The sequence below is a fragment of the Pseudomonas sp. BN606 genome (assembly GCF_029873115.1).
In the GTDB taxonomy this organism is placed as follows: domain Bacteria; phylum Pseudomonadota; class Gammaproteobacteria; order Pseudomonadales; family Pseudomonadaceae; genus Metapseudomonas.
The window spans coordinates 368,816-394,125 of sequence record NZ_SSOF01000080.1 but is presented as its reverse complement, the minus strand read 5'-3'; the positions used below and the strand labels follow the sequence as shown (position 1 = coordinate 394,125).

Genomic DNA, 25,310 nt, shown 5'->3' with positions numbered 1-25,310 from the left:
CCGCGCCCCGGCACAATCGCCGGGGCTCGGGTCAGAGCGTCTTCTCGAATATCTGGGAATTGCGCTGGTAGTTGTACAGCGAGGCACGCGCCGCCGGCAGATGTTCCACGCCACTGGGCTGGAAGCCACGCTCGCGGAACCAATGGGCGGTGCGTGTGGTGAGGACGAAGAGGGTCTTCAGGCCGAGGGCGCGAGCCCGTTCCTCGATGCGTTCCAGCAACTCGTCACCACGGCCGCCATGGCGGTACTCCGGATTCACCGCCAGGCAAGCCAGCTCGCCGGTATCGGAATCGGCGATGGGGTAGAGCGCCGCGCAGGCGATGATCAGGCCATCGCGCTCGACGATGGTGAACTGCTCGATCTCCCGCTCCAGCACCTCGCGCGAACGGCGCACCAGGATGCCCTGATCCTCCAACGGGGTGATCAGGTCGATCAGGCCGCCGACATCGTCGATGGTGGCTTCACGGAGGGACTCGAACTGCTCCTGGTCCACCAGGGTGCCGCCGCCGTCACGGGTGAACAGCTCGGTCAGTAGCGAGCCGTCCTCGGCATAGCTGACCATGTGGCTCCGCTTGACCCCGGCACGGCAGGCCTGGGCGGCGGCGTCCAGTAGCTCGGCCTGGTAGTTGTTGCCCAGACGAGTCAGATGCGGCGGTACCTGTTGCGGGCGCAATTCGCGCACCAGCTTTCCGGACTCGTCGATCAGGCCGCGCTCGGCGCCGAACAGGATCAGCTTGTCCGCACCCAGGTCGATCGCCACGCGGGTGGCCACGTCCTCGCAGGCGAGATTGAAGATTTCCCCGGTAGGCGAATAGCCAAGCGGCGACAGCAGCACGATCGTGCGCTCGTCCAGCAGGCGGCCGATGCCCTTGCGGTCGATCCGGCGCACTTCACCGGTGTGGTGATAGTCGATGCCGTCGACGACGCCGATGGGGCGCGCGGTGACGAAGTTGCCGGTGCTCACCCGCAACCGCGAGCCCTGCATGGGCGAGGCGGCAATATCCATGGACAGGCGCGCCTCGATGGCGATGCGCAACTGGCCCACGGCGTCGATTACGCACTCCAGCGTCGGGCCGTCCGTAATCCGCAGGTCGCGGTGGAAGTGCGGGGTCAGGCCACGAGTGGCCAGGCGCGTTTCGATCTGCGGCCGCGAGCCGTGTACCAGCACCAGACGCACGCCCATGCTGTGCAGCAGCACCAGGTCATGGACGATATTGCCGAAATTCGGGTGGGCGACACCCTCGCCGGGCAGCATCACCACGAAGGTGCAGTCCCGGTGGGCGTTGATGTAGGGAGTAGCGTGGCGCAGCCAGTTGACGTAATCGGGCATGGTTCCGTGAGCCTGAACAGGTGGCGAATAGACGAAGGCGGTGCTCGGTCGGCGAGCAGTGAGTCGGCGCGTTATCGTCGTCGCATGAGCATCAACGGAAACCCTCCCGGTCAGGATGTGGTGGCGGATTGAAGGCAGTAATGCTGGATGAGCTGGCGCAATAGCGCAACGGTAGGCTCGATCCGTGACAGTTCGAGGTGCTCGTCCGGCTGGTGGGCACAGGCGATGTCGCCAGGGCCGAGCACCAGGGTCTCGCAACCGAGCTGCTGAAGATACGGCGCTTCGGTGCCGAAGGCCACCGCTTGCGCCGTATGGCCGGTAAGACGTTCGGCCAGGCGCACCAGATCACTTTCCGGAGACTGTTCGAACGGCGGTACCGCCGGGAACAGCGGCTTGAAGTCGATCTTCACCTGGTAATGCTCCGCCACCGGGCGCAGGCGCTGGCGGATGACCGCGCGCAGGGTTTCCGGGCTCATTCCCGGAAGCGGCCGTAGGTCGAACTCCAGGCTGCACTGGCCGCAGATGCGGTTGGGGTTGTCGCCACCATGGATGCAGCCGAGGTTGAGGGTCGGCTGGGGCACGGTGAATTGCGGATTGCGGAACTCCTGCTGCCATTCGCCACGCAGCTCGATCAGGTCGCTCATCACCGCATGCATGGCTTCCAGGGCGCTGTGACCGAGGCTGGGGTCAGAGGAATGGCCACTCTGCCCGAGGATATCGATGCGCTCCATCATTACCCCCTTGTGCAGGCGGATCGGCTTGAGGCCTGTCGGCTCGCCGATCACCGCCGCGCGGCCCAGCGATTGCCCGGCCTGCGCCAGCGCACGGGCACCGGCCATGGAGCTCTCCTCGTCGCAGGTCGCGAGGATGATCAGCGGTTGGCGGAAGTGCTGGTCGAGCAGGCCACGAACGGCTTCGATGGCCAAGGGGAAGAAGCCCTTCATGTCACAGCTGCCCAGCCCGTACCAGCGATTGTTGACCTCACTAAGCTTCAGCGGGTCGGTTTTCCACAGGGCGGAATCGAACGGCACGGTGTCGCTATGGCCAGCCAGCACCAGACCGCCGGGACCCGTTCCGTAGGTCGCGAGCAAGTTGGCCTTGCCCGGCGCCACCTGCTGGATCTCGCAGCGGAAGCCAAGGTCACCGAGCCAGCTCGCAAGCAAGTCGATCACCGCCTGGTTCGACTGGTCCCAACTGGGCTGGGTGCAGCTCACCGAAGGTGTGGCGATCAGCGCAGCGAACTGCGATTTCAGGTCTGGAACGGACATCGGGGACCTCCTCGGACGAGGGATCATCATAGGCCCAGCCCGCGCGCGGTGAAACCGCTGCGGCAAGGTGCTGACCTGTCCTGTAAACTTCACCGCCTTGGTAGCCACCCCCTGGCTGCGTCTGAAAGACCCCGGCGATGAACAAAGAGACCGAAATCAAGCTTCGCGCCAGCCGCGAGACCCTGGAAGCCCTGCGCGACCACCCGCTGCTGAAGAAGCGCAACAAGTCCGGCTGGGAACGCCGCGAGCTTTTCAACCAGTACTTCGACACCCCGGAACGGGACCTGGCCCAGGCCCGCGTGGCCCTGCGCCTGCGCCGTGACGGCGAACAGTTCATCCAGACCCTCAAGACCCGCGGCCAGAGCGTGGCCGGGCTGTCCGAGCGCAACGAGTGGGACTGGTACCTGGACAAGGCCAAGCTGGACCCGAAGAAACTCACCGACGAGTGCTGGCCCGCCAGCCTGGCCGAACTGGACAAAAAGCAGCTCAAGCCGATCTTCACCACCGACTTCAATCGCGACCGGGCCGAAATTGCCTGGGGTCGCGGCAAGGCCAAGGTGGTGATCGAAGCTGCCCTGGACCTGGGCAAGGTCATCGCCGGCAAGCAGGAAGAAGAAATCTGCGAGCTGGAACTGGAGTTGCGCCAAGGCGAGCCCGAGGCGCTGCTGGAACTGGCCGCCGAACTGGCCGCCGACCTGCCACTGATGCCTTGCGATATCAGCAAGGCCGAGCGCGGCTACCGTCTGCACGATGCCAACAGCTACCACCTCAGCCTGCCGATTCCGGAACTTAGCGCCGAACTGTCGCTGGACGACGCCTTTGCCGCGCTGGCCTGGCACCTGCTGGGTAGCAGCCAGCGTCTGGCCGAGCAGTACCGTTTCAATGGCCACTGGAAGCTGCTGGTGGACTGGTTGCAGCAACTGGTCGACCTGCGCGCCCTGATCGGCAGCCTCGGCCAGGCCGCCCCACGCGCCAGCAGCCACGACCTGCGCGAAGCCCTGGACGCCCTGCTCAAGGACTGGCGCCCGCGCGTCCAGGCCGGTGAGCTGGATGAAGCCGTACGTCACGCTGCGCCGCAGCAGTTCGCCGAAGAACTCGCCGGCACCCGCTGGGGCCTGTTCTCCCTCAACGCATCGCGCTGGCTGCTGGCTCGCGCCTGGACCGTCGAGCGCAACGAGCGCGGCAACCGCCAGGGCAAGGCGTCGCTGGGCAACTGGCTGCCGCGCCTGCTCGCCGAAGAAGCCGAAGCCCTCAAGCTGGAGCGTTACAAGCGCCAGCCCGAGGACCTGTCCGAGCAGCTGCCGCGCATCGAGCGCCTGCTGGTCTGGCTGCGCCTGGCACGCCAGGTGTTGGAAGTGCCGGAAGCCGACCGCGCCTACGGTGAACTGTCCAAGTTCGCCGAACTGGCCGCCCTGCCCCTGGACGGCGAGGTATTGGCCGCCCGTAGCGAGCAGGCACAGACCCTGATCAGCCTGCGCGGCTGGAAAGCGCTGACCAGGTAAGGCGAGCCCGGGAACCCGCCATGCTCAAGCAAAGCTTCCGCTCCGTGGTCACCACCTGGCTCACCGGCCTGCTGGCCCTGTTGCCGCTGGTGCTGACCCTGGCGTTGCTGGCCTGGCTGTTCAGCCTGCTGAATCGACTGGTTGGGCCATCCACTGTGATCGGCCAGCTCCTCGGCGCCCTTGGCCAACCGTTCGCCAGCAACCCGGTGCTGGCGTACTTGGTGGGCACACTGGTGCTACTGGGCAGTCTCTATCCGCTGGGCCTGGCGGTGCAGCTCGGCCTGCGCCGCCCGCTAGCCTGGCTGCTGGACATGACGCTGCGCCGCGCACCGCTGATCGGAAGCCTGTACGGCCTGGCGGACCGCTTCGTCGGCCTGCTCGATCGCAGCAAGAACGCCGACATCGCCGCCATGAGTCCGGTCTGGTGCATCTTCGGCGGTGAAGGCGCGGCCGTCCTGGCCCTTTGCCCCAACCCGGAAACCTTCGAACTGGATGGCCGTTCCTACTGCGCCATTCTGGTCCCGACCGCGCCCATTCCCGTGGGTGGCGGGCTGATCTACGTCCCGGTGGAATGGCTCCGCCCTGCGGAAATGGGCGTGGAAGGCCTGACCAGCATCTATCTGTCCATGGGACTCACCCCACCGCACCAAGCCGGGAAGCTGGCGAAGGAGCAGGCGGTGCCTACGGACGGCGACAAGGCCTCCTGAAAATGCCCTTGTAGGGGCGAATTCATTCGCCAAGCGGGCCGAAGGTCTGCCAATTGTCGTGAGCCTGATAGGCCGACTGCGCTGCCCCTGAAGATTGAAATCGCCCCCACAGGCTTTCTTACCCCTGCCCCACCGGCAAGCTGGTGGTGGATTTGATCTCCGACAACGCGACGATCGAGTTCACCTCCTGTATTCCCGGCACCAGCGATAGCTTCTCGAAGAAGAAGCGCTCGTAGGCCTCGATGTCGCGGGTGACGATGCGCAGCATGAAGTCCACTGCGCCCATCAGCACATGGCATTCCAGCACCTCGGGAAACTGACGCATGGCCTCGGCGAACTCGGTGAGGTTGGAGCGACCGTGGGCGTTGAGTTTTACCTGGGCGAAGATCTGCGCGTTGAGACCGATCTTGCGCCGATCCAGCAGGGTGACCTGGCGGCGAATCACGCCTTCATCCTTCAGGCGCTGGATGCGTCTCCAGCAAGGTGATTGGGACAGCCCAACCCGTTCGGCAATCTCCGCGGTGGACAGGCTCGCATCTTCCTGCAGCAGGTCGAGAATGCGTTTGTCGTAGGCATCCAGGGTGATGGACATAAAATTTCCAGATTAAACTGATTACCCGGAAAGTTTATCCAAAGATGACGCCCGCCCGCACGATTCAGGCAGAAAAAACCCACTTCAGGCTGGAAAACTATCGGCGTCCCCACCGAGGAATCCAGCATGCTCAGCCTCCAGTCCGCCCCCGTCGCCCGTGAAGACCACTGGCACCCGCACACCGCCCAGCTCCAGGCCCGCGAAATGCAATTCGCCATCCTCGCCGAGGCGGAAGCGGACATCCTCGGCCGGCTGCTTGCCTTCTTCGCCCAGCTGCAACTGGTACCGCACTGGCTGGAGGTCAACCGACTCGGCGATAACCTGCTGGTCCAGCTGCGCCAGCCCGGACTGACCCCGCACCGGGCCGAGGTCATCGCGCAGAAAATGCGCTCGCTGGTCAGTGTCTTCTCGGTGGAGTTGGAACCGTTCGCCATTACTTGATGCGGCTCTTAGCCGAATGATGGCAATTCGGGCATGCTTGCCGTCCCGCGTGAAGAGCGTTTGACTACTCTTCCAGACTGAGCAGCGTGACCGAGGAGCTTGCATGTCCGCCTTTGCCTCACCCGCCCAGGACCGTTGGCTGGATCTCAACGACCTGATGCGCGAACTGGTATCCCAGGGCCGCCTGAGCCAGGACCAGGCAGAGCATTGCCTGGCCATTCGCCGAAGCGCGGTGAACAACCAGCAGCATCCGCTGGAGTTCCTGGCCAGCCAGCAGGTGGATGACCTCAAGCGCCCAGGCAAGAAACTCGACCTGGAAACCCTCAGCCACTGGCTGGCCGAGCATGCCGGCCAGCCCTACCTGCGTATCGACCCGCTGAAGATCGATGTCGCCGCCATCACCCCGTTGATGTCCTACGCCTTCGCCCAGCGCCACAAGATTCTCGCCGTGGCCGCCGACAGCGAAGCGGTGACAATCGCCAGCGCCCAGCCCTTCGTACAGAGCTGGGAAAGCAACCTGGCCCACGTGCTCAAGCGCCCGATCAAACGGGTCGTGGCCAACCCGATCGACATCCAGAAGTTCACCCTGGAGTTTTATCGCCTGGCCAAGTCGGTCAGCGGCGCCAGCGCGCTGGACCAGAAGATCAGCGGTGTCGGCAACTTCGAGCAGTTGCTCAAGCTCGGCTCCAGCGAGCAGGAGCCGGACGCCAACGATGCACACATCGTCAACATCGTCGACTGGCTGTTCCAGTACGCCTATCAGCAACGCGCCAGCGATATCCACATCGAGCCACGTCGCGAACAGGGCAGTGTGCGCTTCCGCATCGACGGCGTGCTGCACACCGTCTACCAGTTCCCGCCCCAGGTCACCATGGCGGTGGTCAGCCGCCTCAAGAGCCTCGGACGCATGAACGTGGCGGAAAAGCGCAAGCCCCAGGACGGCAGGGTCAAGACCAAGACCCCGGATGGTGGCGAAGTGGAGCTGCGCCTCTCCACGCTGCCAACGGCCTTCGGCGAGAAGATGGTGATGCGGATCTTCGACCCCGAGGTGCTGCTGAAGAGCTTCGACCAACTCGGCTTCTCCCAGGACGACCTGCGCCGCTGGCAGAGCATGACCAACCAGCCCAACGGCATCATCCTGGTCACCGGCCCCACCGGTTCGGGCAAGACCACCACGCTCTACACCACCCTCAAGCAGCTGGCCACCAGCGAGGTGAACGTCTGCACCATCGAAGACCCCATCGAGATGATCGAGGGCGCCTTCAACCAGATGCAGGTGCAGCACAACATCGACCTGACCTTCGCCAGTGGCGTGCGCGCGCTGATGCGGCAGGACCCCGACATCATCATGGTCGGCGAGATCCGCGATCTGGAGACCGCCGAAATGGCCATCCAGGCCGCATTGACCGGCCACCTCGTGCTCTCCACCCTGCACACCAACGACGCCCCCAGCGCCATTACCCGCCTGCTGGAACTGGGCGTGCCCTACTACCTGCTGCGTGCCACCCTGCTCGGGGTCATGGCCCAACGTCTGGTACGGACCCTCTGTCCGCACTGCAAGGCACCGATGGAGCTTCGCGAAGAAGACTGGAGCAGCCTGACCAAACCCTGGAGCGCGCCGTTGCCCACGGGAGCGCACCGTGCCGTCGGTTGCCTGGAATGCCGCGACACCGGCTACCGCGGTCGGGCCGGGGTCTACGAGATCATGCTGCTGTCCGATGCGGTCAAACCGTTGATCACCGCCGACACCGACTTGATCGCCCTACGTCGAGCCGCTTTCAAGGAAGGCATGCGCAGCCTGCGCCTGTCCGGGGCGCAGAAAGTCGCCTCGGGCCTGACGACCATCGAAGAAGTGCTGCGGGTCACGCCACAAAGCGAGCAGAAATGAAATGCTATCCGGCTGCTGAAATCCCTCCGGCGCAATCGCGCTAGCGGGGCCTCAGCCGCCAGGACATATAGCCAGCAAACGGAGCAATTCCCATGGAAATCGGCAGTGTCGTCATCCTCTTCGTTGCCCTTGCGATCGCAATCGTGTTCATGGGCTTCAAGGTCGTACCACAAGGCTTCGAGTGGACCGTGGAGCGCTTCGGCCGCTACACCAACACGCTCAAACCCGGCCTGAACATCATCGTGCCGGTGATGGACCGCATCGGTCGCAAGATCAACGTCATGGAAAGCGTGCTGGACATTCCCCCACAAGAAGCCATCAGCGCCGACAACGCCATCGTCACCATCGACGCCGTGTGCTTCTTCCAGGTGATCAACACCGCCCAGGCGGCCTACGAGGTCAACGACCTGGAACACGCCATACGCAACCTGGTGATGACCAACATCCGCACCGTGCTCGGCTCCATGGAACTTGACGCCATGCTCAGCCAGCGTGACGCGATCAACGAGCGCCTGCTGCGCACGGTCGATGAGGCCACGGCGCCCTGGGGCATCAAGGTCACCCGTATCGAGATCAAGGACATCAGCCCGCCGGCCGATCTGGTGGAAGCCATGGCCAGCCAGATGAAGGCCGAGCGTCTGAAACGCGCGCAGGTGCTGGAAGCCGAAGGCCGGCGCCAGGCGGAAATCCTCACGGCCGAGGGCGAGAAGCAAGCCCAGATCCTCAAGGCTGAAGGTGAGCGTACGGCCGCCTTCCTTGAAGCCGAGGCGCGCGAGCGCGCCGCCCAGGCCGAAGCGGAGGCGACCCGCGTGGTATCGGACGCAATCGCCCACGGCAACGTGCAGGCGGTGAACTACTTCGTCGCGCAGAAATACGTCGAGGCACTGGGCAAACTGGCCAGCGCCAACAACAGCAAGGTGGTACTGATGCCCCTGGAAGCTAGCCAGGTGATCGGCGCCGTGGGCGGCATCGGCGAAATCGTCCGCGCCACCTTCGACGGCAAGAAGGGCTGAACCGATGTGGAATTACCTCCAGCACCTGACCTACTGGGACTGGCTGGCCCTCGGCACCCTGCTGCTGATACTCGAAGTCTTCGGCGCCGGCGGCTACTTGCTGTGGATAGGCGTGGCCGCAGCCTGCGTCGGAGTGATCACCTTCATCGCCCCGGAACTGCACTGGGCCATCCAGTTCCTGCTGTTCGGCGTCCTCTCCATCCTCACTGCGGTGTTCTGGTGGCGTCGTCAGCGCAGCGCCGCCAAGGTCTCAGACCAGCCAGGTCTGAACCGTCGCGGCTACGAGTTCGTGGGCCGCGAATTTGCCTTGCATGAAGCCATCAGCGGCGGTCGCGGCAAGATTCGCGCCGGCGATTCCGTCTGGCTGGTGTCCGGCCCCGACCTGCCCGCCGGCAGCCAGGTCCGCGTCGTCGGCCAGGACGGCGTGCTGCTGAAGGTGGAGCCGGTCTGATGCTCCCGGCCTGCCCAGTGCGGGCAGGCCGCCTATCACCAGCTAGGCTTCCTGGCGATCGCGAAGGAAGTTCCATCATGTCATCTACCCAGCACCTGCGCCCGCTGCTCGCCGCGGGCTTCCTGCTGTTGCTTGCCGCCTGCGCCAACATCGATGCGCAGACCACCGAATACGTCGGCACGCCCCATGCCGCACCTACCGACCCAGCCGGTGTGGAAGTACTGCGCCGTGAACCTGCCCGCCCCCATGACCGCCTCGGCGAAGTCGTGGTCGACGCCAGCACCGAGCCGCCGCCCCCGGTCACGGAGATCGAACAGAAACTACGCGAAGAGGCCGCGGAGATAGGCGGCGAGGCCGTGGTGGTGGTCTATGACCGCATCCAGCCGGTGGCGGCCTATGTCAGCGGACCGCTCTGGGCGCGGGATGTGGAGACCATCCAGGGTCGCAAGCTGAAGGGCATTGTCATTCGCTATCGCTGAGCCGGGAACGACATGTAGCCTTGACGGGCTCCGGGACATTCACGGAACCTGCACGCCACCGTGAAACACGCTCGCCAGCACAGCGGATGTCTGCATGACGAAGCACCAAAAGAAGGCGCCGCCCAAACCGGTACGGCGCCCTGTCTATCCCGTCCTGGCGGGTCTGCTGCTATTGATCAGCCTGGGAGCCTGGCTGTACATCGCGGGCGGCGCTGGCGGGCTGCCGGGCATGAAACCGCCTCCCACAGCCAGCACCCAGCCCGCCAGCCTGGTGGACGAGGGCCAGTGTGCCGGCTGCCACACCCAGCAGGCCAGAGACTGGCAAGGCAGCCATCACCAACTGGCGATGCAGGCCGCCACCGACAGCAGCGTGCTTGGCGATTTCAACGACGCCAGCTTCAAGGACGAAAAGGAAACCACCCGCTTCTTACGCAAGGACGGCGGCTTCTGGATCAACGTTCCCGGAGCCGATGGCAAGCCAGCCGATTTCCGCGTCGCCTATGCCTTCGGCGTCGCGCCGCTACAGCAGTACCTGATCGAGGTTCCTGGTGGCCGCCTCCAGGCCCTGGGCGTGGCCTGGGATGTGGAAAAACGCGCCTGGTTCCACCTCTACCCGGGCCAGGGCGTGGACTTCAAGGACCCGCTGCACTGGAGCAATCCCCAGCAGAACGCCAACTTCATGTGCGTGGAGTGCCACACCACCGGTTTCAAGCGCGCATTCGACCCCGCCGCGGATCGCTTCACCAGCCACTGGAACAGCCTCGGAGTGGGCTGCCAGGCCTGCCATGGCCCTGCTTCGAAGCACATGGAGTGGGTCGCTAAGAAGAACCGTGCCGCCAATGCCGGCTTCGCCTACGACCTCGCCACGAGCGACAAGATCAGGGAAGTGGAGACCTGCGCCCGCTGCCATGCCCGCCGCGCGCCGCTGGACGATGGTTACCACAGCGAACGCAGGCTGATGGACGACTACCTGCCCAGCGCACTGACCCGCGAGCTCTACGAGATCGACGGCAAGTTCAAGGAGGAGGTGTTCGAGTACGGTGCTTTCACCCAGAGCAAGATGTTCGCCAAGGGTGTGCGCTGCAGCAATTGCCACAACCCCCACAGCACCTCGCTCAAGGCCTCGGGCAATGGCGTCTGCCTGCAGTGCCACAACCCCTCCGGCAAGGCCGGCATCGAGGGCATCGACGGCCAGGGCCTGAAGGCGAAGAACTACGAGTCTCCCGAACACCACCATCACAACCCCGGCCAGACGGGCTCCCAGTGCGTGGATTGCCACATGCCGGGCAAGTTCTTCATGGTCAACGACTATCGTCATGACCACGGCTTCACCCTGCCCAACCCCGCCCGCGCCCTGCGCCTGGGCACCACGGATGCCTGCCTGGGCTGCCACCGCGAGCAACCGGGCGACCAGGTCGCCGAGCAGTTCCGCCTCTGGTATGGCGAGAGCAAGGTCGTCGCGCCGCGCTACGACGAGAGCCTGTGGCTGATCCGCAACGGTAGGCCAGGGGCTTCGCGAGCGCTGTTTCAGCAGTTGGAAACACAGGGGTTACCGGCCATTCGCCGCGCCACCCTGCTGGCCGAATTGCCCACCTATCCCAGCGAGCGCGCCCTCAAGGCCGCAGCCCGTGACCTGACCCACCCCGCACCGCAGGTGCGTGAGGCAGCAATCAAGGCCGTGGCGGCCCTTGTTCCGCCGGAGCAGCGCCGCAATGTGCTGGCGCCGCTGCTGAGCGACCCGGTGCGCGCCGTGCGCATCGCCGCCGCCTACGCCCTGCTGGGCATGCACAGCACGGGGCTGGGCAACTACGAGTCGAGCTGGAGCAAGGCCATTGAAGAGTACGAAGCCGTGCAGCTGCGCCTGCAGGAACGCGCCGAGGCGAATCTCAATCTGGCCATGCTGTATCAGGCCAATGGCCGCTCCGGCGCCGTGGAGCCGCATCTGCGCACCGCGCTGCAGCGCGACCCGAGCTTCCTGCCGGCGTTGGTCGCCCTGGTGCAGTGGCTGGATGGCAATTTCCGCTGGGAGGAAGGTCGCGCCCTGCTCGAACAAGGCCTGAAGGAACACCCCGAGTCGGCGCTGCTGCACTATGCCAATGGCCTGATGCTGGTGCGCAAGGGCGATCTTCAGGCGGCCCTGAAGGCCTTTGCCGAAGCGGTCCGGCTGGAGCCGAAGAACAGCCAGTACGACTACGTGTACGCCGTCGCACTGCACGACAGCGGCCAGCTCGAAGTGGCGTGTCATCGCCTGGAGGAACTGCTGGAGCGCGACCCGGCCAACCGCGAAGCGCGTCTGGCGCTGATCAACTACTGGCGCGAAGCCGGGCAAATCCAGAAGGTCCAGGCGTTGCTGGCGGAGCTGGAGCAGCAGAACCCTGACGACCCCGCGTTGCGGCGGGAGTGACGAGGCTGGCAAGGAGCCATGACCGACTGGCGAACAGTTTGAACTCCGGGGTGGACGGCCGAATCTGAATCTTCAGGTCCACCCCAGAACGGAGTAACACGCCATGCGCACTCGTCTGTATGCAGCCGCCTTCGCCCTGGTCGCCCTACCAGTTGGTTCGGCCATGGCCGACGGTGACTTCTGGCGCGATGTCATCTCGTCCGGAGCTACCACCGCTTCCACTTACCTGACCTTCAAGGACGACAAGCTGATAGTCGCAGCACGCGACGATGCCAGCAGCTTCGTCGCCAGTGGCGGCGAAATCCGCGGCCCGTACCTTGAAGCTGCGCTGCAGCGCATCCGCAGCGAACACCCGGATATCAAGGCCAGCGACAGCGAACTGGCCAACGCGATCCTCGCTACCGAGGAGTAATGTTTCGCGAATGAATTCGCTCCCACAAGGTTCAGTCCTGTGGGAGCGAATTCATTCGCGATCTGAAGCTTGCACCAAGCCTTTGGCGAGCAGAGCTCGCTCCTAAAAAACTCGATTCCCCGCTACTCCCGATAATCCCCGACCGGCACGCAAGCGCAGAACAGATTGCGGTCGCCAAAGACGTTGTCCACCCGGTTCACCGTTGGCCAGTACTTGTGGGCCCGCGTGTGAGCGGTTGGCGTGACGGCCTCTTCGATGCTGTAGGGCCGCTCCCAGTGGCCAGTCACGTCGGCGAGGGTGTGCGGCGCGCGCTTGAGCGGATTGTCCTCGGCCGGCCAGTCTCCCGCCTGCACCTTGGCGATCTCGGCACGAATGCTCAGCATCGCCTCGATGAAACGATCCAGTTCGTGCTTGTTCTCGCTCTCGGTGGGTTCAACCATCAGGGTGCCGGGCACCGGGAAGCTCATGGTCGGTGCGTGGAAGCCGTAGTCCATCAGGCGCTTGGCCACGTCTTCTTCGGTGATGCCGGTTTCCGCCTTGATCGGACGCAGGTCGAGAATGCACTCGTGGGCCACCCGGCCATTTCGGCCGCTGTAGAGCACCGGATAGGCATCGCCGAGCTGGCGCGCCAGGTAGTTGGCACTGAGAATGGCCACTTCGGTGGCATCGGCCAGCTCCGGGCCCATCATGGCGATGTACATCCAGCTGATCGGCAGGATGCTCGCGCTGCCCCAGGGCGCCGCGCTGACCGCACCATTCTCGGGATTCGGTCCTTTCAGCTCGATCACCGGGTGGTTGGCGACGAAGGGCGCCAGGTGTGCGCGGACGCCGATCGGCCCCATGCCCGGTCCACCGCCGCCGTGGGGAATGCAGAAAGTCTTGTGCAGATTCATGTGCGACACGTCGGCACCGATGTCCGCCGGCCGTGCCAGACCGACCTGGGCGTTGAGGTTGGCGCCGTCCATGTAGACCTGACCACCGTGGCTGTGGATAACCTCGCAGATCTCGCGAATGCCCTCCTCGTACACACCGTGAGTCGAGGGATAGGTGGCCATCAGGCAGGACAGTTGACCACCAGCCTCGCCAGCTTTGCGCTTGAGGTCTTCCAGATCGACGTTGCCCTCCGGATCGCACTCGACGATCACCACCCGCATGCTCGTCATCTGCGCCGACGCGGGGTTGGTGCCGTGGGCGGATGCCGGGATCAGGCAGATGTTGCGATGCCCCTCGCCACGGCTCTCGTGGTAACGGCGAATCGCGAGCAGCCCGGCGTACTCGCCCTGGGCGCCCGAGTTGGGCTGCATGCAGATGGCATCGAAACCGGTAATGGCGCAGAGCCAGGCCTCCAGCTCGTCGATCATCAGCTTGTAGCCAAGCGCCTGCTCGCGGGGTGCGAAGGGGTGCAGGTTGGCGAATTCCGGCCAGGTGATGGGGATCATCTCGCTGGTGGCGTTGAGCTTCATGGTGCAGGAGCCCAGCGGGATCATCGCCTGGTTCAGGGCCAGGTCCTTGTTCTCCAGCTGCTTCAGGTAACGCAGCATCTCGGTTTCGCTGTGATGTGCGTTGAACACCGGGTGGGCGAGGTAGTCGCTGCTGCGGGACAGCTCCGCCGGGATTCCAGGGACCAGCACAGCTTCGTCCAGCTCGGCGACGGACAGGCCGTGGTCGGCCCCGAGGAAGATGCAGAACAGCTGCTCCACGGTTTCCGCCGTGCAGGTTTCATCGAGGCTGACCCCCAGCTTGCCGCGGCCGAGGATGCGCAGGTTGATGCGCGCCGCCTTGGCGGATTCGATGACGGCGGTCTGGCTGCCGCCGACATCCAGGGTAAGGGTGTCGAAGTAGTACTGGTTGTCACGTTTGATACCCCGACGCGCCAGGCCTTCGGCGAGGATCGCGGTGAGCCGGTGGACACGCTGGGCGATGCGTTTCAGCCCTTCCGGACCGTGGTAGACGGCGTAGCAGCTGGCGATGTTGGCCAGCAGCACCTGGGCCGTGCAGATATTGGAATTGGCCTTCTCGCGGCGGATGTGCTGTTCGCGGGTCTGCAGGGCCATGCGCAGGGCGACGTTGCCCCGCGCATCCTTGGAGACGCCGATGATCCGGCCCGGCATAGCGCGCTTGAAGTCGTCGCGGGTAGCGAAGAACGCGGCATGCGGCCCGCCGTACCCCATGGGCACGCCGAAACGCTGGGCCGAACCGAACACCACGTCGGCGCCCAGTTCACCGGGTGGCGTGAGCAGCAGCAGGCTGAGCAGGTCGGTACCGACGCAGGCCAGCGCCTGCTGGCCATGCAAGTGCTCGATGAGCGGGCGCAGATCACGGATTTCGCCATGGGTGTCCGGGTATTGCAGCAGCGCGCCAAATACCTGGTGCCGAGCCAGGTTATCCACATGGTCCACCACCACCTCGAAGCCGAAGGCATCGGCGCGGGTCTGCACCACGGAGATGGTTTGCGGATGGCTGTCTTCGTCGACGAAGAACAGGTTGCTCTTCGACTTCGCCACCCGCTTGGCCAGGGCCATGGCTTCGGCGGCGGCAGTGGCCTCGTCCAGCAGGGAAGCGCTGGCGAGATCGAGCCCGGTGAGGTCGATCGTCAATTGCTGGAAGTTCAGCAACGCTTCCAGCCGGCCCTGGGCTATTTCCGGCTGATAAGGGGTGTAGGCCGTGTACCAGCCGGGGCTTTCCAGCACATTGCGCAGGATCACCGTGGGGGTGACAGTGCCGTAGTAGCCCATGCCGATGAGGTTGGTCCACAGCTGGTTCTGCTCGGCATAGCCGCGCAACCTGGCCAGTGCCTGCTGTTCGTCCAGCGCCGGCGGCAGCTCCAGGGGCCGATTGAGGCGGATCGCCGGCGGCACCGTCTGCACAATCAGCTCATCGCGGCTGGTGAGGCCGAGGGCCTCCAGCATCGCCTGCTGCTCCGCATCGTCCGGCCCCAGGTGGCGGCGAAGAAAAGCATCGGGCTGTTGGAGCTGCGACAGCGAGGGCATCTGGGACATGGGCAGAACCTCGTTTGGCCTCATCGAAAAAACAAAAAGCCTCGACTAGCGAGGCTTTTTGAAGGATAGCGGGTGAATCAGCTATCGGCGTCGGCAGCTGCCTTGTAGGCGGCTGCGTCGAGCAGCTTGTCCAGATCGGCCGCGTCGTTGGGCTTGAGCTTGAAGAACCAGGAACCATACGGATCGCTGTTGACGCTCTCGGGGGCGTCGCTCACGGCTTCGTTCACGGCGATCACTTCGCCGCTGATCGGCGCGTAGATATCGGAAGCGGCCTTCACCGACTCCACCACGCCCGCTTCCTGACCAGCGGCCAGGGTCTTGCCGACTTCCGGCAGTTCGACGAAGACCACGTCACCCAGGGCTTCCTGGGCATGGTCGCTGATGCCCACGGTAACGGTGCCATCGGCTTCCAGACGGGCCCACTCGTGGCTGGGGGCGTAACGCAGTTCAGCGGGGATGTTGCTCATATCGAATTCCTCAGAGTCTGTGGCGGATGGCCCGCCTGAAAATTTAGATCAAGGCTTTGCCATTGCGCACGAAGTTCGGTCGAACGACGCGAACAGGGAACCACTTGCCGCGGATTTCCACCTCGGCGCGGTCGCCGGTGGCCATCGGCACGCGCGCCATGGCGATGGACTTGTTCAGGGTCGGAGAGAAGCTGCCGCTGGTGATTTCACCCTCGCCGACACCTTCCACACGCACCACTTGATGGGCGCGCAGCACGCCGCGCTCTTCCAGCACCAGTCCGACCAGCTTGCTCGCCACGCCGGCGGCGCGTTCGGCCTCCAGGGCCTGACGGCCGATGAAGTTGCGGGACTCGGGTTCCCAGGCGATGGTCCAGGCCATATTGGAAACCAGCGGGGAGGTCTCCTCGGTCATGTCCTGGCCATAAAGGTTCATGCCAGCCTCCAAACGCAGGGTGTCACGGGCACCGAGACCAATGGGGGCGATGCCGGCACCCACCAGTTCATTGAAGAAGCCAGCGGCCTGGTCGGCGGGCAGGAGGATTTCCAGGCCGTCTTCGCCGGTGTAACCGGTACGGGCGATGAACCAGTCGCCATCGGGCAGGCCCTGGAAAGGTTTGAGTTCGTGGATCAGCGCAGCGCGTTCGGTGCTCAGCAGCTCTGCCACCTTGGCACGAGCACTGGGGCCCTGGATGGCGAGCACGGCTAGGTCGGCGCGCTCGGTCAGGTTGATGTCGAAGCCCTGGCTGCGGGCCTGCATCCAGGCCAGGTCCTTGTCACGGGTAGCGGCATTGACCACCAGGCGGTAGCCGAAGTCGGTTACGTAGACGATCAGGTCGTCGATCACCCCGCCCTGCTCGTCGAGCATGGCGCTGTAAAGTGCCTTGCCGTGGGCTTGCAGGCGCTCCACATCGTTGGCCAGCAGGTACTGGAGCCAGACCTTGGACTGGCTGCCGGCGACATCCACCACCGTCATGTGGGAGACGTCGAATACGCCGCAATCGCGGCGCACCTGATGGTGCTCCTCGACCTGGGAGCCGTAGTGCAGTGGCATGTCCCAGCCACCGAAATCGACCATCTTGGCTCCCAGCGCGACGTGCTGGTCGTGCAATGGAGTGCGCTGTCCCATGGGTTTCTCCTTCCGGGCTTGGCGAGGATGCGGCGGCCTTGGGAGCGGGTTCATCCGCTGCCGCGGCGGGGGTGGGCCGCAACGAATGGCGCGCATTGTAGCCGCAAGGTGGGGCAGTGGACACTCCAGCCGCCCGTCAGCAGATACCGGCCCCGCGAGCAGGCCAATTGGCATCGCGAGCTGTCTCGCCCGGGCCTCGGCGCGCCTTCGAATCCGGCGTCAGTGGCCGAAGCGTCGTGCCGAACGGCGTATCAGGCCGATCACCGGCATCAGGCCGACCAGCACCAGGGTCAAGGCCGGCAGCGCGGCGCGGGACCATTCGCCTTCGCTGGTCATTTCGAAAATGCGCACGGCCAGGGTGTCCCAGCCGAAGGGGCGCATCAGCAGGGTAGCGGGCATTTCCTTGAGCACGTCGACGAACACCAGCAGCGCGGCGCTCAGGGTGCCGGGCAGTAACAACGGCAGATAGACCCGGAAGAACAGGGCCGGACCGCCAACGCCGAGGCTGCGCGAGGCTTCCGGAAGCGACGGACGGATGCGCGCCAGGCCGTTTTCCAGCGGTCCATAAGCCACCGCCATGAAGCGCACCAGGTAGGCCAGCAACAAGGCGCCGAGGCTGCCCATCAGCAACGGCTTGCCGGCACCGCCAAGCCAGCCGGAGAGGGGAATTACCAGGTGGCTGTCGAGGTAACTGAAGGCCAGCATGATGGACACCGCCAGCACCGAGCCCGGCAGCGCGTAGCCGAGGTTGGCCAGGCCCACCGCGGCGCGCACCGGACGCGTCGGGGCCAGGCGTCGGGCAAAAGCCAGCAACAGCGCCACGCACACGGTCAGCAAGGCCGCCATGCCACCGAGATAGAGGGTGTGCAGGATCAGCCCGGCATAACGCTCGTCGAGATCGAAGCGGCCACGCTGCCAGAACCACACCAGGAGCTGCAGCATGGGAATGACGAAGGCGCAGGCGAACACCAGCGAGCACCAGAAGGTCGCCGCCAGGGCCTTTACCCCGTGCAGGTGATACAGCGCCTTGCCTCGCGGTCGCTCGCTGGCCGGGCGGCTGGCGCCACGGGCACGACGCTCGCCGTAGAGCACCAGGCAGACCCCGAGTAGCAGCAGGCTGGCCAACTGGGCGGCACTGGAAAGGCTGAAAAAGCCGTACCAGGTCTTGTAGATAGCGGTGGTGAAAGTATCGAAATTGAAGACGGCCACGGCGCCGAAGTCCGCCAGGGTCTCCATGATGGCAAGGGCCAGGCCGGCACCGATGGCCGGTCGCGCCATGGGCAGTGCGACGCGCCAGAAGGCCTGCCAGGGTGATTGCCCGAGAACCCGGGCGGCTTCCATCAAACCCTTGCCCTGGGCCAGGAAAGCGGCGCGGGCCAGCAGGTAGACGTACGGATAGAAGACCAGCACCAGTACCAGGATCACACCGCCGGTGGAGCGCACCCGGGGTAGCCGCAGGCCAGTGCCGAACCACTCGCGGAGCAGGGTCTGTACCGGGCCGGAGAAGTCGAACAGGCCGATAAAGACGAAGGCCAGCACGTAGGCCGGAACGGCGAAGGGCAGCATCAGCGCCCAGTCCAGCCAGCGCCGGCCCGGGAATTCGCAAAGGCTGGTGAGCCAGGCCAGGCTGACGCCGATCACGGTCACGCCCACCGACACGCCGGTGACCAGCACCAAGGTATTACCCAGCAGACGTGGCATCTGGGTTTCCCACAGGTGGGACCAGATTTCCCCATCCACCTCTCCCCAGGACAGCAGCAGGACGCTCAGGGGCAATAGAACCAGGACGGCGACGGCAAAGCTGATGGGATACCAGCGACGCTGGGCGGGATGGGCCACGCAAACCTCTCGGGGATCGAAACAGGACGCCCCGGGCGGGCCGGGGCGTCGAGTATAGCGGTAGAGCGGTGGATCAGTTCCAGCCGACCCGGTCCATCATCTTGATGGCCTCGGCCTGCCGCTTGCCGGCGACTTCCACCGGGATGGTGTCAGCCTTGAAGCTGCCCCAGGCGGCGACTTCCTCGGACGGTTTGACCTTCGGATTGGCCGGGAACTCCTGATTGATGCCGGCGAACAAGGCTTGCGCCTCATCGGTGGTCATCCATTCCACCAGGGCCTTGGCGGCCTCCGGATGCGGCGCATGCCTGGTCACGCCGACGCCGGAAAGGTTGACGTGGACGCCACGGTCAGCCTGGTTCGGCCAGAAAATTTTCACGCGCAGTTCCGGGTTGGCCTTGTGCAGGCGGCCGTAGTAGTAGGTGTTGACGATGCCGACGTCGCACTGGCCGGCATCCACGGCCTGAATCACGGCGTTATCGTCGGCGAAGACGTCGGTGGCCAGGTTGTTCACCCAACCCTTGAGGATTTCCTCGGTCTTGGCCGCGCCATGGGTCTCGATCAGGGTGGCGGTCAGCGACTGGTTGTAGACCTTCTTCGCGGTACGCAGGCAGAGGCGGCCTTCCCAGTTCTTGTCGGCCAGCGCCTCGTAGGTGGATAGTTCTTCCGGCTTCACCCGCTCGGTGGAGTAGACGATTGTCCGCGCGCGCAGAGACAGGCCGGTCCAGGCATGGCTGCCGGATCGGTACTGGGGCGGAATGTTGGCATCTATGGTTGGCGAGGTGAATGGCTGGAGGATGCCCATCTGCTCGGCCTGCCAGAGGTTGCCGGCGTCCACGGTGAGCAGCAGGTCGGCTACGCCGTTGTCACCCTCGGCCTTGATCCGCTGCATCAGCGGAGCTTCCTTGTCGGTGATGAACTTGATCTGCACACCGGTCTTGGCGGTGTAGGCATCGAACACCGGCTTGATCAGCTCGTCGATTCGCGAGGAATAGACCACCACTTCATCGGCGGCCTGGGCCGAAGCAGCGGCGGCGAACAGCGCGAGAAGCGCGAGAAGGGACTTACTTACCCGCATTGCAGGAGCCTCTTGTGATGACGACAAAGGCTGAATGATAGTCAACCTCAGTTGTGAACTCTAAGGGTTTATATGTCGGCGTATGTATTCATGCGCTCCGAAAGACGAAGCCCCAGAACCTGCTCGACTCTGCGAGCTGGAAAAGAACAGGTTTCAGGCGCGCGCCAGGTCAGGCAGGTCACCGGACAGGCCAAGGGCCTGACGTACGAAGAGCGCCTTGGCTTCGGGCATGCCATCCACCCATTTCAGGCCGCTGTTGCGCAACCAGCGCAGGGGCAACGGATCGGCCTGGAATAGGCGCTCGAAGCCCTCCATCGCCGCCATCATGGCCAGGTTGTGGGGCATGCGCCGACGCTCGAAACGACCCAGCACGCGCTCGTCGGCCAGGCGCTCGCCCCGGCCGGCAGCATGCTGAAGGACTTCGGCCAGCACTGCCGCGTCGAGGAAGCCGAGATTGACCCCCTGCCCCGCCAGCGGGTGGATGGTGTGAGCGGCGTCGCCGATCAGGGCCAGACCTTCCTCCACATAGCGCTTGGCGTGGCGCTGGCGCAGCGGGATGCAAAGACGCGGATCGGCACCCAGTACCTCGCCCAGACGCCATTCGAATGCCCGGCCAAGTTCACTGCAGAAGCCGGCCTCGTCCAGGGCCATCAAGCGCTCGGCCTCGGCCGGGGTCGCCGACCAGACGATGGAGCACCAGTGCTCGCCGTCACGCTCGAGGGGAAGGAAGGCCAGCGGGCCGTCGTCGGTGAATCGCTGCCAGGCAGTGCGCTGGTGCGGTTCGGCGCAGCGCACGCTGGTGACGATCGCATGGTGCAGGTAATCCCATTCACGGGTCGCGCAGCCAGCGAGACGGCGCACTGCGGAATTGGCACCATCCGCAGCCACCACCAGAGGAGTGCGCAGTTCGCGGCCATCCACCAGCGTCAGCAACCAGTCGTCGCCGGAACGGCGCAGGCGTTCCAGGCGCGCGCCGGGCATCAGGCCAATGCCACTGTCGTGCAGGGGCTCCATCAGGGCGTCCTGAATCACACGGTTTTCGACGATGTGGCCCAGCACCTCGGCATGCACGCTAGAGGCGGAGAAGTGGACCTGCCCGGTACCGGAACCATCCCAGACATGCATCTCGGAATAGGGGCTGCTGCGCCGCGAGAGGACGCCGGGCCAGGCACCCAGGCGCAGGAGGATGCGCTGGCTGGCGGCGGACAGGGCGCTGACGCGCGGTTCGAAGGCGGCAGCCGGGTCGAAGGGTTTGACGCTGAGTGGGCTGCCATCGATCAGCAGGATGTCCAGGCCGCTGTCCTTCAGCGCCAGGGCCAGGGCACTGCCGACCATGCCGGCACCCACGATGATCAGATCCGCGCGCAATTCCATATCAGGCCTTGAGGCTCCCTGTGTATCCGAGTAAGGCACACCCGGTCAGTCCGGGCGAGTGCCCAGGCCCATGGCCTGGCGGGCAAACCAGCGTTTGGCCGGCGGCAGCAGGTCGAGGCCGAGCAGGCCCAGGTTGCGTCCGGCAGTCAGCAGCGGTTCGGCGTTGGAGAAGAGACGGGTCACCTGGTCGGAGAAACCCACCGTGAGGTTCTGATCCAGGCGCTGGCGCTGCAGGTAGTTCTTCAGAGTGACCAGATCGCCAAGGGGCTTGCCGCTGGCCAGCAATGCCTCGGCCAATGCCTGGGCGTCTCGCAGGGACAAGTTGTAACCCTGGCCGGCGATGGGGTGGAGGCTGTGGGCAGCGTTGCCCAGCACCACCAGGCTGGAGCGCACCTGCTCCTCGGCTTCGATCAGTTCCAGCGGATAGAGGTGACGCGCGCCGACTTGCTGGAAGGCCCCCAGGCGGTAGCCGAAGGCGTCCTGCAATTCGTCGAGGAAGCGCCGCTCATCCAGCCTGGCGAGGCGCTCGGCGTCATCGCACGGGCGGCTCCAGATCAGCGCGCAGCGATTTTCCGGTAGCGGCAGCAGGGCCATGGGGCCCTCGTCGGTGAAACGCTCGAACGCCTGGCCACGATGGGCTTCCAGCGGGCTGACGTTGGCAATCAGAGCAGTCTGTCGATAGGGAGTGCGACGCACGCCGATGCCCAGTTGCTCACGCAGCCCGGAGCGACCGCCATCGGCCAGTACCGCGAGGTCGCAATCGATCTGGGTTTCGTCATTCAGGGTCAGGCGGTATCCACCTTCCAGCGCCTTCATGCCGACCACTTCAGCCGGGCAATGCCAGGTCACCACATCCTCGTCCAGCGCCTGCCAGAGGCATTGGCCCAGCCAAGCGTTCTCCACGACGTAACCCAGGGCCGGTACGCCTTCTTCAAGGGCAGCCAGGCGCGCGGCACCAAAACGTCCGCGATCGGAAACGTGGATCTGCAGGATGGGCTCGGCGCGCTGCGCAATGGCCTGCCAGAGTCCGAGGCGCTCGTAGATCTGCCGGCTGCCGAAGGACAGCGCAGAGGAACGGGCGTCGTAGCTGGGCTGGAAGCTGTTGCCAGGGGCGAAGGGTTCGATCAGGAGGATCTTCCAACCCCGCGCCCGAGCACCATCCTGCAGCGCCAGGGCGAGGCTCGCGCCGACCAGGCCGCCGCCAATGATCGCAACTTGGCAGTGATGCATGTCAGGCGGCCTGGCTGCGTGCAGCGGCCATCAGCGCCTCGATTTCGTCCACGGTCTTGGGTACGCCGCCGGTGAGAATCTCGCAGCCGGTCTTCGTCACCACGACGTCGTCCTCGATGCGCACGCCGATGCCGCGCCACTTCTTCGGTACGTCCTGGTTGTCGGCGCCGATGTAGATGCCGGGCTCGACAGTCATCGCCATGCCGGGCTCCAGCACGCGCCACTCACCACCGACCTTGTATTCGCCGACGTCGTGCACGTCCATGCCCAGCCAGTGACCGGCACGGTGCATGTAAAAGGCCTTGTAGGCTTCGGAGGCGATGAGCTCGTCGACGTCGCCCTTGAGCAGGCCCAGCTCCACCAGACCGGAGGTTATGACCTGTACGGTGGCTTCATGGGCTTCGTTCCAATGCTTGCCGGGGGCGATTTCGAGGAAGGCGGCTTCCTGGGATTTCAGCACCAGCTCGTAGATGGCCTTCTGCTCAGGGCTGAAGCGGCCACTGACGGGGAAGGTGCGGGTGATGTCGCTGGCATAGCAATCGAGCTCGCAGGCGGCGTCGATCAGCACCAGGTCGCCGTCCTTCAGCAGGGCGTCGTTCTCCCGGTAGTGCAGGATGCAGGCGTTCTTGCCGGCGGCGACGATGGAGCCGTAGGCCGGCATCTTCGCGCCGCCCCTGCGGAATTCATATTCCAGCTCGGCTTCCAGGTGGTATTCGTACAGGCCGGCGCGGGAGGCCTGCATGGCGCGCACGTGGGCGCGGGCGGAAACCTCGGCGGCCTCGCGCATGACCTTCACTTCAGCCGCCGACTTGTACAGGCGCATGTCGTGCAGCAGATGATCCAGCGCGACGAATTCCTTCGGCGGCTGAGCGCCCTGACGGGCCTTGGAGCGGATGGTGTTGACCCACTCCATCAGGTGCTGGTCGAACTCGGTGTTGGTGCCGATGGAGTAGTAGACGCGACTGCGCCCTTCAATCAGACCGGGAAGGATGTCGTCGATGTCGCCGATGGGGAACGCGTCGTCGGCGCCGAAATCGCGGGTGGCACCGTCCTGACCGGCACGCAGGCCGTCCCAGAGTTCACGCTCCGGATCGCGCTCGCGGCAGAACAGCACGTACTCGCCGTGCTCGCGACCAGGGATCAACACCAGCACCGCTTCCGGCTCGGGAAAACCGCTGAGGTACTGGAAGTCGCTGTCCTGGCGATAGACGTGCTCGACGTCGCGGTTGCGGATATGCACGGGCGCGGCGGGCAGGATGGCGATGCTGTTGGCTTCCATCTGCGCCATCAGCGCCTTGCGGCGGCGGGCGTATTCGGCCTTGGGGATACGGGTCATGCGCGCTCCTTCAGGGCGGGCGAATGCCCGCCACTCGGGTCAATGCAACGAGGGTTTGGCAGCCGGCGCAGCGGGCCTGGCGCATTCGGCGAAGAGCAGCAGGGGCGCGACGCGCAGGTACTCCATCACCTCCATATAGTCGCTTTCGCCGTCGTCGGATTCTTCCAGGGCGCTCTGCACCTGAGCGATCGAGGCGAGGTCCTGAAGCACTTCGACGGCCTCGCCGGACAGTGCGCCTTCACGGGCGGTGAGGCCGAACCCACCCAGGAAGCCCTGGCACCACTGGCCGAGGGCAGCGGCCCGCTCGGCCAGCGGCGCATCGTCGCTGGGCAGCAGCAGGACCACGGCCATCTCCGTGCCGGTCAGTTCGCTCTTGACCATTTCCTGCAGGCCGATCAGGGCCTGGCGCAGATTGTCCTGTGGGGCGCTACCGAGTAATTCGGCGGCATCCTCCAGCCAGGGTTCCGGCTCGAAACCGGCACCGGCGCAACTGCGCCCCAAGAGCATGCCGTGCAATTCGGCGGGGGAAACCGGCTGGCCAGCGGAGGCGAGGAGCGCGGCGAAAGCGTTGTAGGGAGAATTCGAACTGGACATAAGGGTGGCTAGGCGCCAGAGGGCGCAATCACTAGAATGACGGCCTCGTATCCTAGCAGCCTGGCGCGGCGAAGGCAGCATTGGCCGCCCGTCCACCGGGCCCTATCTACGGGCATGCGACAATTTGCACCGTCGCCTGCGGGTTTGACCCTTTCCCGTGTCAGTCCTATATAGTCCCGGTCACTCCTCACCAAGTAGACGCCCATGGAAGACGCCGAACTGCATGCACTGACAGCCAAGCTGGAACTGCTGATCCAGCGTGTAGAGCAGCTCAAGGCCCAGAACCGGCTCCTGCTTGCCAGCGAGAAGGCCTGGCGCGAAGAACGCGCTCATCTGATCGAAAAGAACGAAATGGCCCGGCTCAAGGTCGAAGCGATGATTTCGCGCCTGAAAGCCCTGGAGCAGGATTCATGACCCAGTCCAACACCGTCACCGTCCAAATCCTCGATAAGGAATACTGCATCGCTTGCCCTGCGGACGAGCGCGCCAACCTTGAAAGCGCTGCCCGCTATCTCGACGGCAAGATGCGCGAGATACGTTCAAGCGGGAAAGTCATCGGTGCCGACCGCATCGCCGTAATGGCCGCGCTGAACATCACCCATGATCTGCTGCACAAGCAGCAGCGTCTGGACCAGGAGGCCACGTCCACTCGTGAGCGGGTCCGCGACCTGCTTGAGCGCGTTGACCACGCCCTGGCCGCCGACCCCGACGCGCAGCAGGCCTGAGCATCGTCCGGCCGCGACAAACTGACGCTTTCTGGCGTTTTTTGACGCTGTCGGACCG

Annotated in this window: 23 protein-coding genes; 11 read left to right on the top strand and 12 right to left on the bottom strand. The window is 64.9% G+C overall.

Annotated features, from left to right (window positions below):
- Positions 1 to 31: 31 nt before the first annotated feature.
- A complete protein-coding gene (gene argA / locus E8E75_RS24555; protein WP_120654030.1) occupies positions 32 to 1,330 on the bottom strand; it encodes an amino-acid N-acetyltransferase in 1,299 nt (432 codons plus the stop codon).
- A gap of 110 nt (positions 1,331 to 1,440) precedes the next feature.
- Positions 1,441 to 2,598, bottom strand: a complete 1,158-nt coding sequence (gene argE / locus E8E75_RS24550) for an acetylornithine deacetylase (RefSeq protein ID WP_153919011.1) — start codon at positions 2,596 to 2,598, stop codon at positions 1,441 to 1,443.
- Between the two features lie 137 nt (positions 2,599 to 2,735).
- Here argE and E8E75_RS24545 point away from each other — a divergent pair, with 137 nt between their 5' ends.
- Together E8E75_RS24545 and E8E75_RS24540 are read left to right on the top strand one after the other, a co-directional pair.
- The gene (locus E8E75_RS24545) at positions 2,736 to 4,100 is read left to right on the top strand and encodes a CYTH domain-containing protein (protein ID WP_120654028.1); all 1,365 of its coding nucleotides are present in this window, start codon (positions 2,736 to 2,738) and stop codon (positions 4,098 to 4,100) included.
- Positions 4,101 to 4,120: 20 nt separating this feature from the next.
- On the top strand, positions 4,121 to 4,807 hold the full coding sequence (locus E8E75_RS24540) for a DUF502 domain-containing protein (protein ID WP_120654027.1): 687 nt from the start codon (positions 4,121 to 4,123) through the stop codon (positions 4,805 to 4,807).
- 118 nt (positions 4,808 to 4,925) lie between these two features.
- Here E8E75_RS24540 and E8E75_RS24535 read toward each other — a convergent pair whose 3' ends face one another.
- Positions 4,926 to 5,399, bottom strand: coding sequence for an Lrp/AsnC family transcriptional regulator (locus E8E75_RS24535; RefSeq protein ID WP_120654026.1), 474 nt, complete (start codon positions 5,397 to 5,399; stop codon positions 4,926 to 4,928).
- A gap of 126 nt (positions 5,400 to 5,525) precedes the next feature.
- Between E8E75_RS24535 and E8E75_RS24530 the strand changes: the two genes are divergently transcribed.
- The 7 genes from E8E75_RS24530 to E8E75_RS24500 all read left to right on the top strand — a co-directional run bounded on the left by E8E75_RS24530 (position 5,526) and on the right by E8E75_RS24500 (position 12,487).
- Positions 5,526 to 5,840 carry a hypothetical protein gene (locus E8E75_RS24530; RefSeq protein ID WP_120654025.1) on the top strand — a complete coding sequence of 105 codons (315 nt, stop codon included), beginning with the start codon at positions 5,526 to 5,528 and terminating at the stop codon, positions 5,838 to 5,840.
- A 103-nt stretch (positions 5,841 to 5,943) separates the two neighbouring features.
- Positions 5,944 to 7,728, top strand: a complete 1,785-nt coding sequence (locus E8E75_RS24525; protein ID WP_153919014.1) for a GspE/PulE family protein — start codon at positions 5,944 to 5,946, stop codon at positions 7,726 to 7,728.
- Positions 7,729 to 7,820: 92 nt separating this feature from the next.
- A complete protein-coding gene (locus tag E8E75_RS24520) occupies positions 7,821 to 8,741 on the top strand; it encodes an SPFH domain-containing protein (RefSeq protein WP_120654023.1) in 921 nt (306 codons plus the stop codon).
- Positions 8,742 to 8,745: 4 nt separating this feature from the next.
- Positions 8,746 to 9,192 (top strand): NfeD family protein, encoded by a 447-nt coding sequence (locus E8E75_RS24515; RefSeq protein WP_120654022.1) that lies wholly within the window; start codon positions 8,746 to 8,748, stop codon positions 9,190 to 9,192.
- Positions 9,193 to 9,269: 77 nt separating this feature from the next.
- Positions 9,270 to 9,671 carry a hypothetical protein gene (locus tag E8E75_RS24510; protein WP_120654021.1) on the top strand — a complete coding sequence of 134 codons (402 nt, stop codon included), beginning with the start codon at positions 9,270 to 9,272 and terminating at the stop codon, positions 9,669 to 9,671.
- A gap of 94 nt (positions 9,672 to 9,765) precedes the next feature.
- On the top strand, positions 9,766 to 12,075 hold the full coding sequence (locus E8E75_RS24505; RefSeq protein WP_153919017.1) for a tetratricopeptide repeat protein: 2,310 nt from the start codon (positions 9,766 to 9,768) through the stop codon (positions 12,073 to 12,075).
- 103 nt (positions 12,076 to 12,178) lie between these two features.
- Positions 12,179 to 12,487 (top strand): DUF2388 domain-containing protein, encoded by a 309-nt coding sequence (locus tag E8E75_RS24500; protein ID WP_120654019.1) that lies wholly within the window; start codon positions 12,179 to 12,181, stop codon positions 12,485 to 12,487.
- A gap of 122 nt (positions 12,488 to 12,609) precedes the next feature.
- Here the strand turns inward: E8E75_RS24500 and gcvP are convergent, their stop codons facing one another.
- From gcvP to E8E75_RS24455, 9 genes are all read right to left on the bottom strand, one after another.
- The gene (gene gcvP / locus E8E75_RS24495) at positions 12,610 to 15,486 is read right to left on the bottom strand and encodes an aminomethyl-transferring glycine dehydrogenase (RefSeq protein ID WP_153919020.1); all 2,877 of its coding nucleotides are present in this window, start codon (positions 15,484 to 15,486) and stop codon (positions 12,610 to 12,612) included.
- A 77-nt stretch (positions 15,487 to 15,563) separates the two neighbouring features.
- On the bottom strand, positions 15,564 to 15,953 hold the full coding sequence (gene gcvH / locus E8E75_RS24490) for a glycine cleavage system protein GcvH (RefSeq protein WP_120654017.1): 390 nt from the start codon (positions 15,951 to 15,953) through the stop codon (positions 15,564 to 15,566).
- Positions 15,954 to 15,996: 43 nt separating this feature from the next.
- Positions 15,997 to 17,079: a glycine cleavage system aminomethyltransferase GcvT gene (gcvT, locus tag E8E75_RS24485; RefSeq protein ID WP_120654016.1), complete on the bottom strand. Its 1,083-nt coding sequence runs from the start codon at positions 17,077 to 17,079 to the stop codon at positions 15,997 to 15,999.
- Positions 17,080 to 17,298: 219 nt separating this feature from the next.
- A complete protein-coding gene (locus E8E75_RS24480; RefSeq protein ID WP_120654015.1) occupies positions 17,299 to 18,918 on the bottom strand; it encodes an iron ABC transporter permease in 1,620 nt (539 codons plus the stop codon).
- 73 nt (positions 18,919 to 18,991) lie between these two features.
- Positions 18,992 to 19,993, bottom strand: a complete 1,002-nt coding sequence (locus E8E75_RS24475; RefSeq protein WP_120654014.1) for an extracellular solute-binding protein — start codon at positions 19,991 to 19,993, stop codon at positions 18,992 to 18,994.
- Between the two features lie 153 nt (positions 19,994 to 20,146).
- Positions 20,147 to 21,361 (bottom strand): 2-octaprenyl-3-methyl-6-methoxy-1,4-benzoquinol hydroxylase, encoded by a 1,215-nt coding sequence (locus tag E8E75_RS24470; protein ID WP_162945909.1) that lies wholly within the window; start codon positions 21,359 to 21,361, stop codon positions 20,147 to 20,149.
- A gap of 51 nt (positions 21,362 to 21,412) precedes the next feature.
- Positions 21,413 to 22,597 carry a 2-octaprenyl-6-methoxyphenyl hydroxylase gene (gene ubiH, locus E8E75_RS24465; RefSeq protein ID WP_153919022.1) on the bottom strand — a complete coding sequence of 395 codons (1,185 nt, stop codon included), beginning with the start codon at positions 22,595 to 22,597 and terminating at the stop codon, positions 21,413 to 21,415.
- Between the two features lies 1 nt (position 22,598).
- Positions 22,599 to 23,933 carry a Xaa-Pro aminopeptidase gene (gene pepP, locus E8E75_RS24460; RefSeq protein ID WP_120654011.1) on the bottom strand — a complete coding sequence of 445 codons (1,335 nt, stop codon included), beginning with the start codon at positions 23,931 to 23,933 and terminating at the stop codon, positions 22,599 to 22,601.
- 39 nt (positions 23,934 to 23,972) lie between these two features.
- Positions 23,973 to 24,527: a YecA family protein gene (locus E8E75_RS24455; RefSeq protein ID WP_153919025.1), complete on the bottom strand. Its 555-nt coding sequence runs from the start codon at positions 24,525 to 24,527 to the stop codon at positions 23,973 to 23,975.
- 204 nt (positions 24,528 to 24,731) lie between these two features.
- On the opposite strand from E8E75_RS24455, the gene E8E75_RS24450 reads away from it, so the two are divergent.
- Both E8E75_RS24450 and E8E75_RS24445 read left to right on the top strand, forming a co-directional pair.
- Positions 24,732 to 24,941 carry a TIGR02449 family protein gene (locus tag E8E75_RS24450; RefSeq protein WP_028626819.1) on the top strand — a complete coding sequence of 70 codons (210 nt, stop codon included), beginning with the start codon at positions 24,732 to 24,734 and terminating at the stop codon, positions 24,939 to 24,941.
- Positions 24,938 to 25,252, top strand: a complete 315-nt coding sequence (locus tag E8E75_RS24445; protein WP_077525606.1) for a cell division protein ZapA — start codon at positions 24,938 to 24,940, stop codon at positions 25,250 to 25,252. Before E8E75_RS24450 ends, E8E75_RS24445 begins: the two co-directional genes overlap by 4 nt.
- Positions 25,253 to 25,310 lie beyond the last annotated feature (58 nt).

Excerpts from the sequence above, each read along its gene's own strand:
- E8E75_RS24450 (WP_028626819.1), top strand. The coding sequence starts at position 24,732 with ATGGAAGACGCCGAACTGCATGCACTGACAGCCAAGCTGGAACTGCTG.
- gcvP (WP_153919020.1), bottom strand. The coding sequence starts at position 15,486 with ATGTCCCAGATGCCCTCGCTGTCGCAGCTCCAACAGCCCGATGCTTTT.
- E8E75_RS24510 (WP_120654021.1), top strand. The coding sequence starts at position 9,270 with ATGTCATCTACCCAGCACCTGCGCCCGCTGCTCGCCGCGGGCTTCCTG.
- E8E75_RS24500 (WP_120654019.1), top strand. The coding sequence starts at position 12,179 with ATGCGCACTCGTCTGTATGCAGCCGCCTTCGCCCTGGTCGCCCTACCA.
- E8E75_RS24515 (WP_120654022.1), top strand. The coding sequence starts at position 8,746 with ATGTGGAATTACCTCCAGCACCTGACCTACTGGGACTGGCTGGCCCTC.
- E8E75_RS24545 (WP_120654028.1), top strand. The coding sequence starts at position 2,736 with ATGAACAAAGAGACCGAAATCAAGCTTCGCGCCAGCCGCGAGACCCTG.
- E8E75_RS24455 (WP_153919025.1), bottom strand. The coding sequence starts at position 24,527 with ATGTCCAGTTCGAATTCTCCCTACAACGCTTTCGCCGCGCTCCTCGCC.
- E8E75_RS24520 (WP_120654023.1), top strand. The coding sequence starts at position 7,821 with ATGGAAATCGGCAGTGTCGTCATCCTCTTCGTTGCCCTTGCGATCGCA.
- E8E75_RS24505 (WP_153919017.1), top strand. The coding sequence starts at position 9,766 with ATGACGAAGCACCAAAAGAAGGCGCCGCCCAAACCGGTACGGCGCCCT.
- E8E75_RS24445 (WP_077525606.1), top strand. The coding sequence starts at position 24,938 with ATGACCCAGTCCAACACCGTCACCGTCCAAATCCTCGATAAGGAATAC.
- argE (WP_153919011.1), bottom strand. The coding sequence starts at position 2,598 with ATGTCCGTTCCAGACCTGAAATCGCAGTTCGCTGCGCTGATCGCCACA.
- E8E75_RS24525 (WP_153919014.1), top strand. The coding sequence starts at position 5,944 with ATGTCCGCCTTTGCCTCACCCGCCCAGGACCGTTGGCTGGATCTCAAC.
- gcvT (WP_120654016.1), bottom strand. The coding sequence starts at position 17,079 with ATGGGACAGCGCACTCCATTGCACGACCAGCACGTCGCGCTGGGAGCC.
- E8E75_RS24530 (WP_120654025.1), top strand. The coding sequence starts at position 5,526 with ATGCTCAGCCTCCAGTCCGCCCCCGTCGCCCGTGAAGACCACTGGCAC.
- pepP (WP_120654011.1), bottom strand. The coding sequence starts at position 23,933 with ATGACCCGTATCCCCAAGGCCGAATACGCCCGCCGCCGCAAGGCGCTG.
- ubiH (WP_153919022.1), bottom strand. The coding sequence starts at position 22,597 with ATGCATCACTGCCAAGTTGCGATCATTGGCGGCGGCCTGGTCGGCGCG.
- argA (WP_120654030.1), bottom strand. The coding sequence starts at position 1,330 with ATGCCCGATTACGTCAACTGGCTGCGCCACGCTACTCCCTACATCAAC.
- gcvH (WP_120654017.1), bottom strand. The coding sequence starts at position 15,953 with ATGAGCAACATCCCCGCTGAACTGCGTTACGCCCCCAGCCACGAGTGG.
- E8E75_RS24535 (WP_120654026.1), bottom strand. The coding sequence starts at position 5,399 with ATGTCCATCACCCTGGATGCCTACGACAAACGCATTCTCGACCTGCTG.
- E8E75_RS24475 (WP_120654014.1), bottom strand. The coding sequence starts at position 19,993 with ATGCGGGTAAGTAAGTCCCTTCTCGCGCTTCTCGCGCTGTTCGCCGCC.
- E8E75_RS24540 (WP_120654027.1), top strand. The coding sequence starts at position 4,121 with ATGCTCAAGCAAAGCTTCCGCTCCGTGGTCACCACCTGGCTCACCGGC.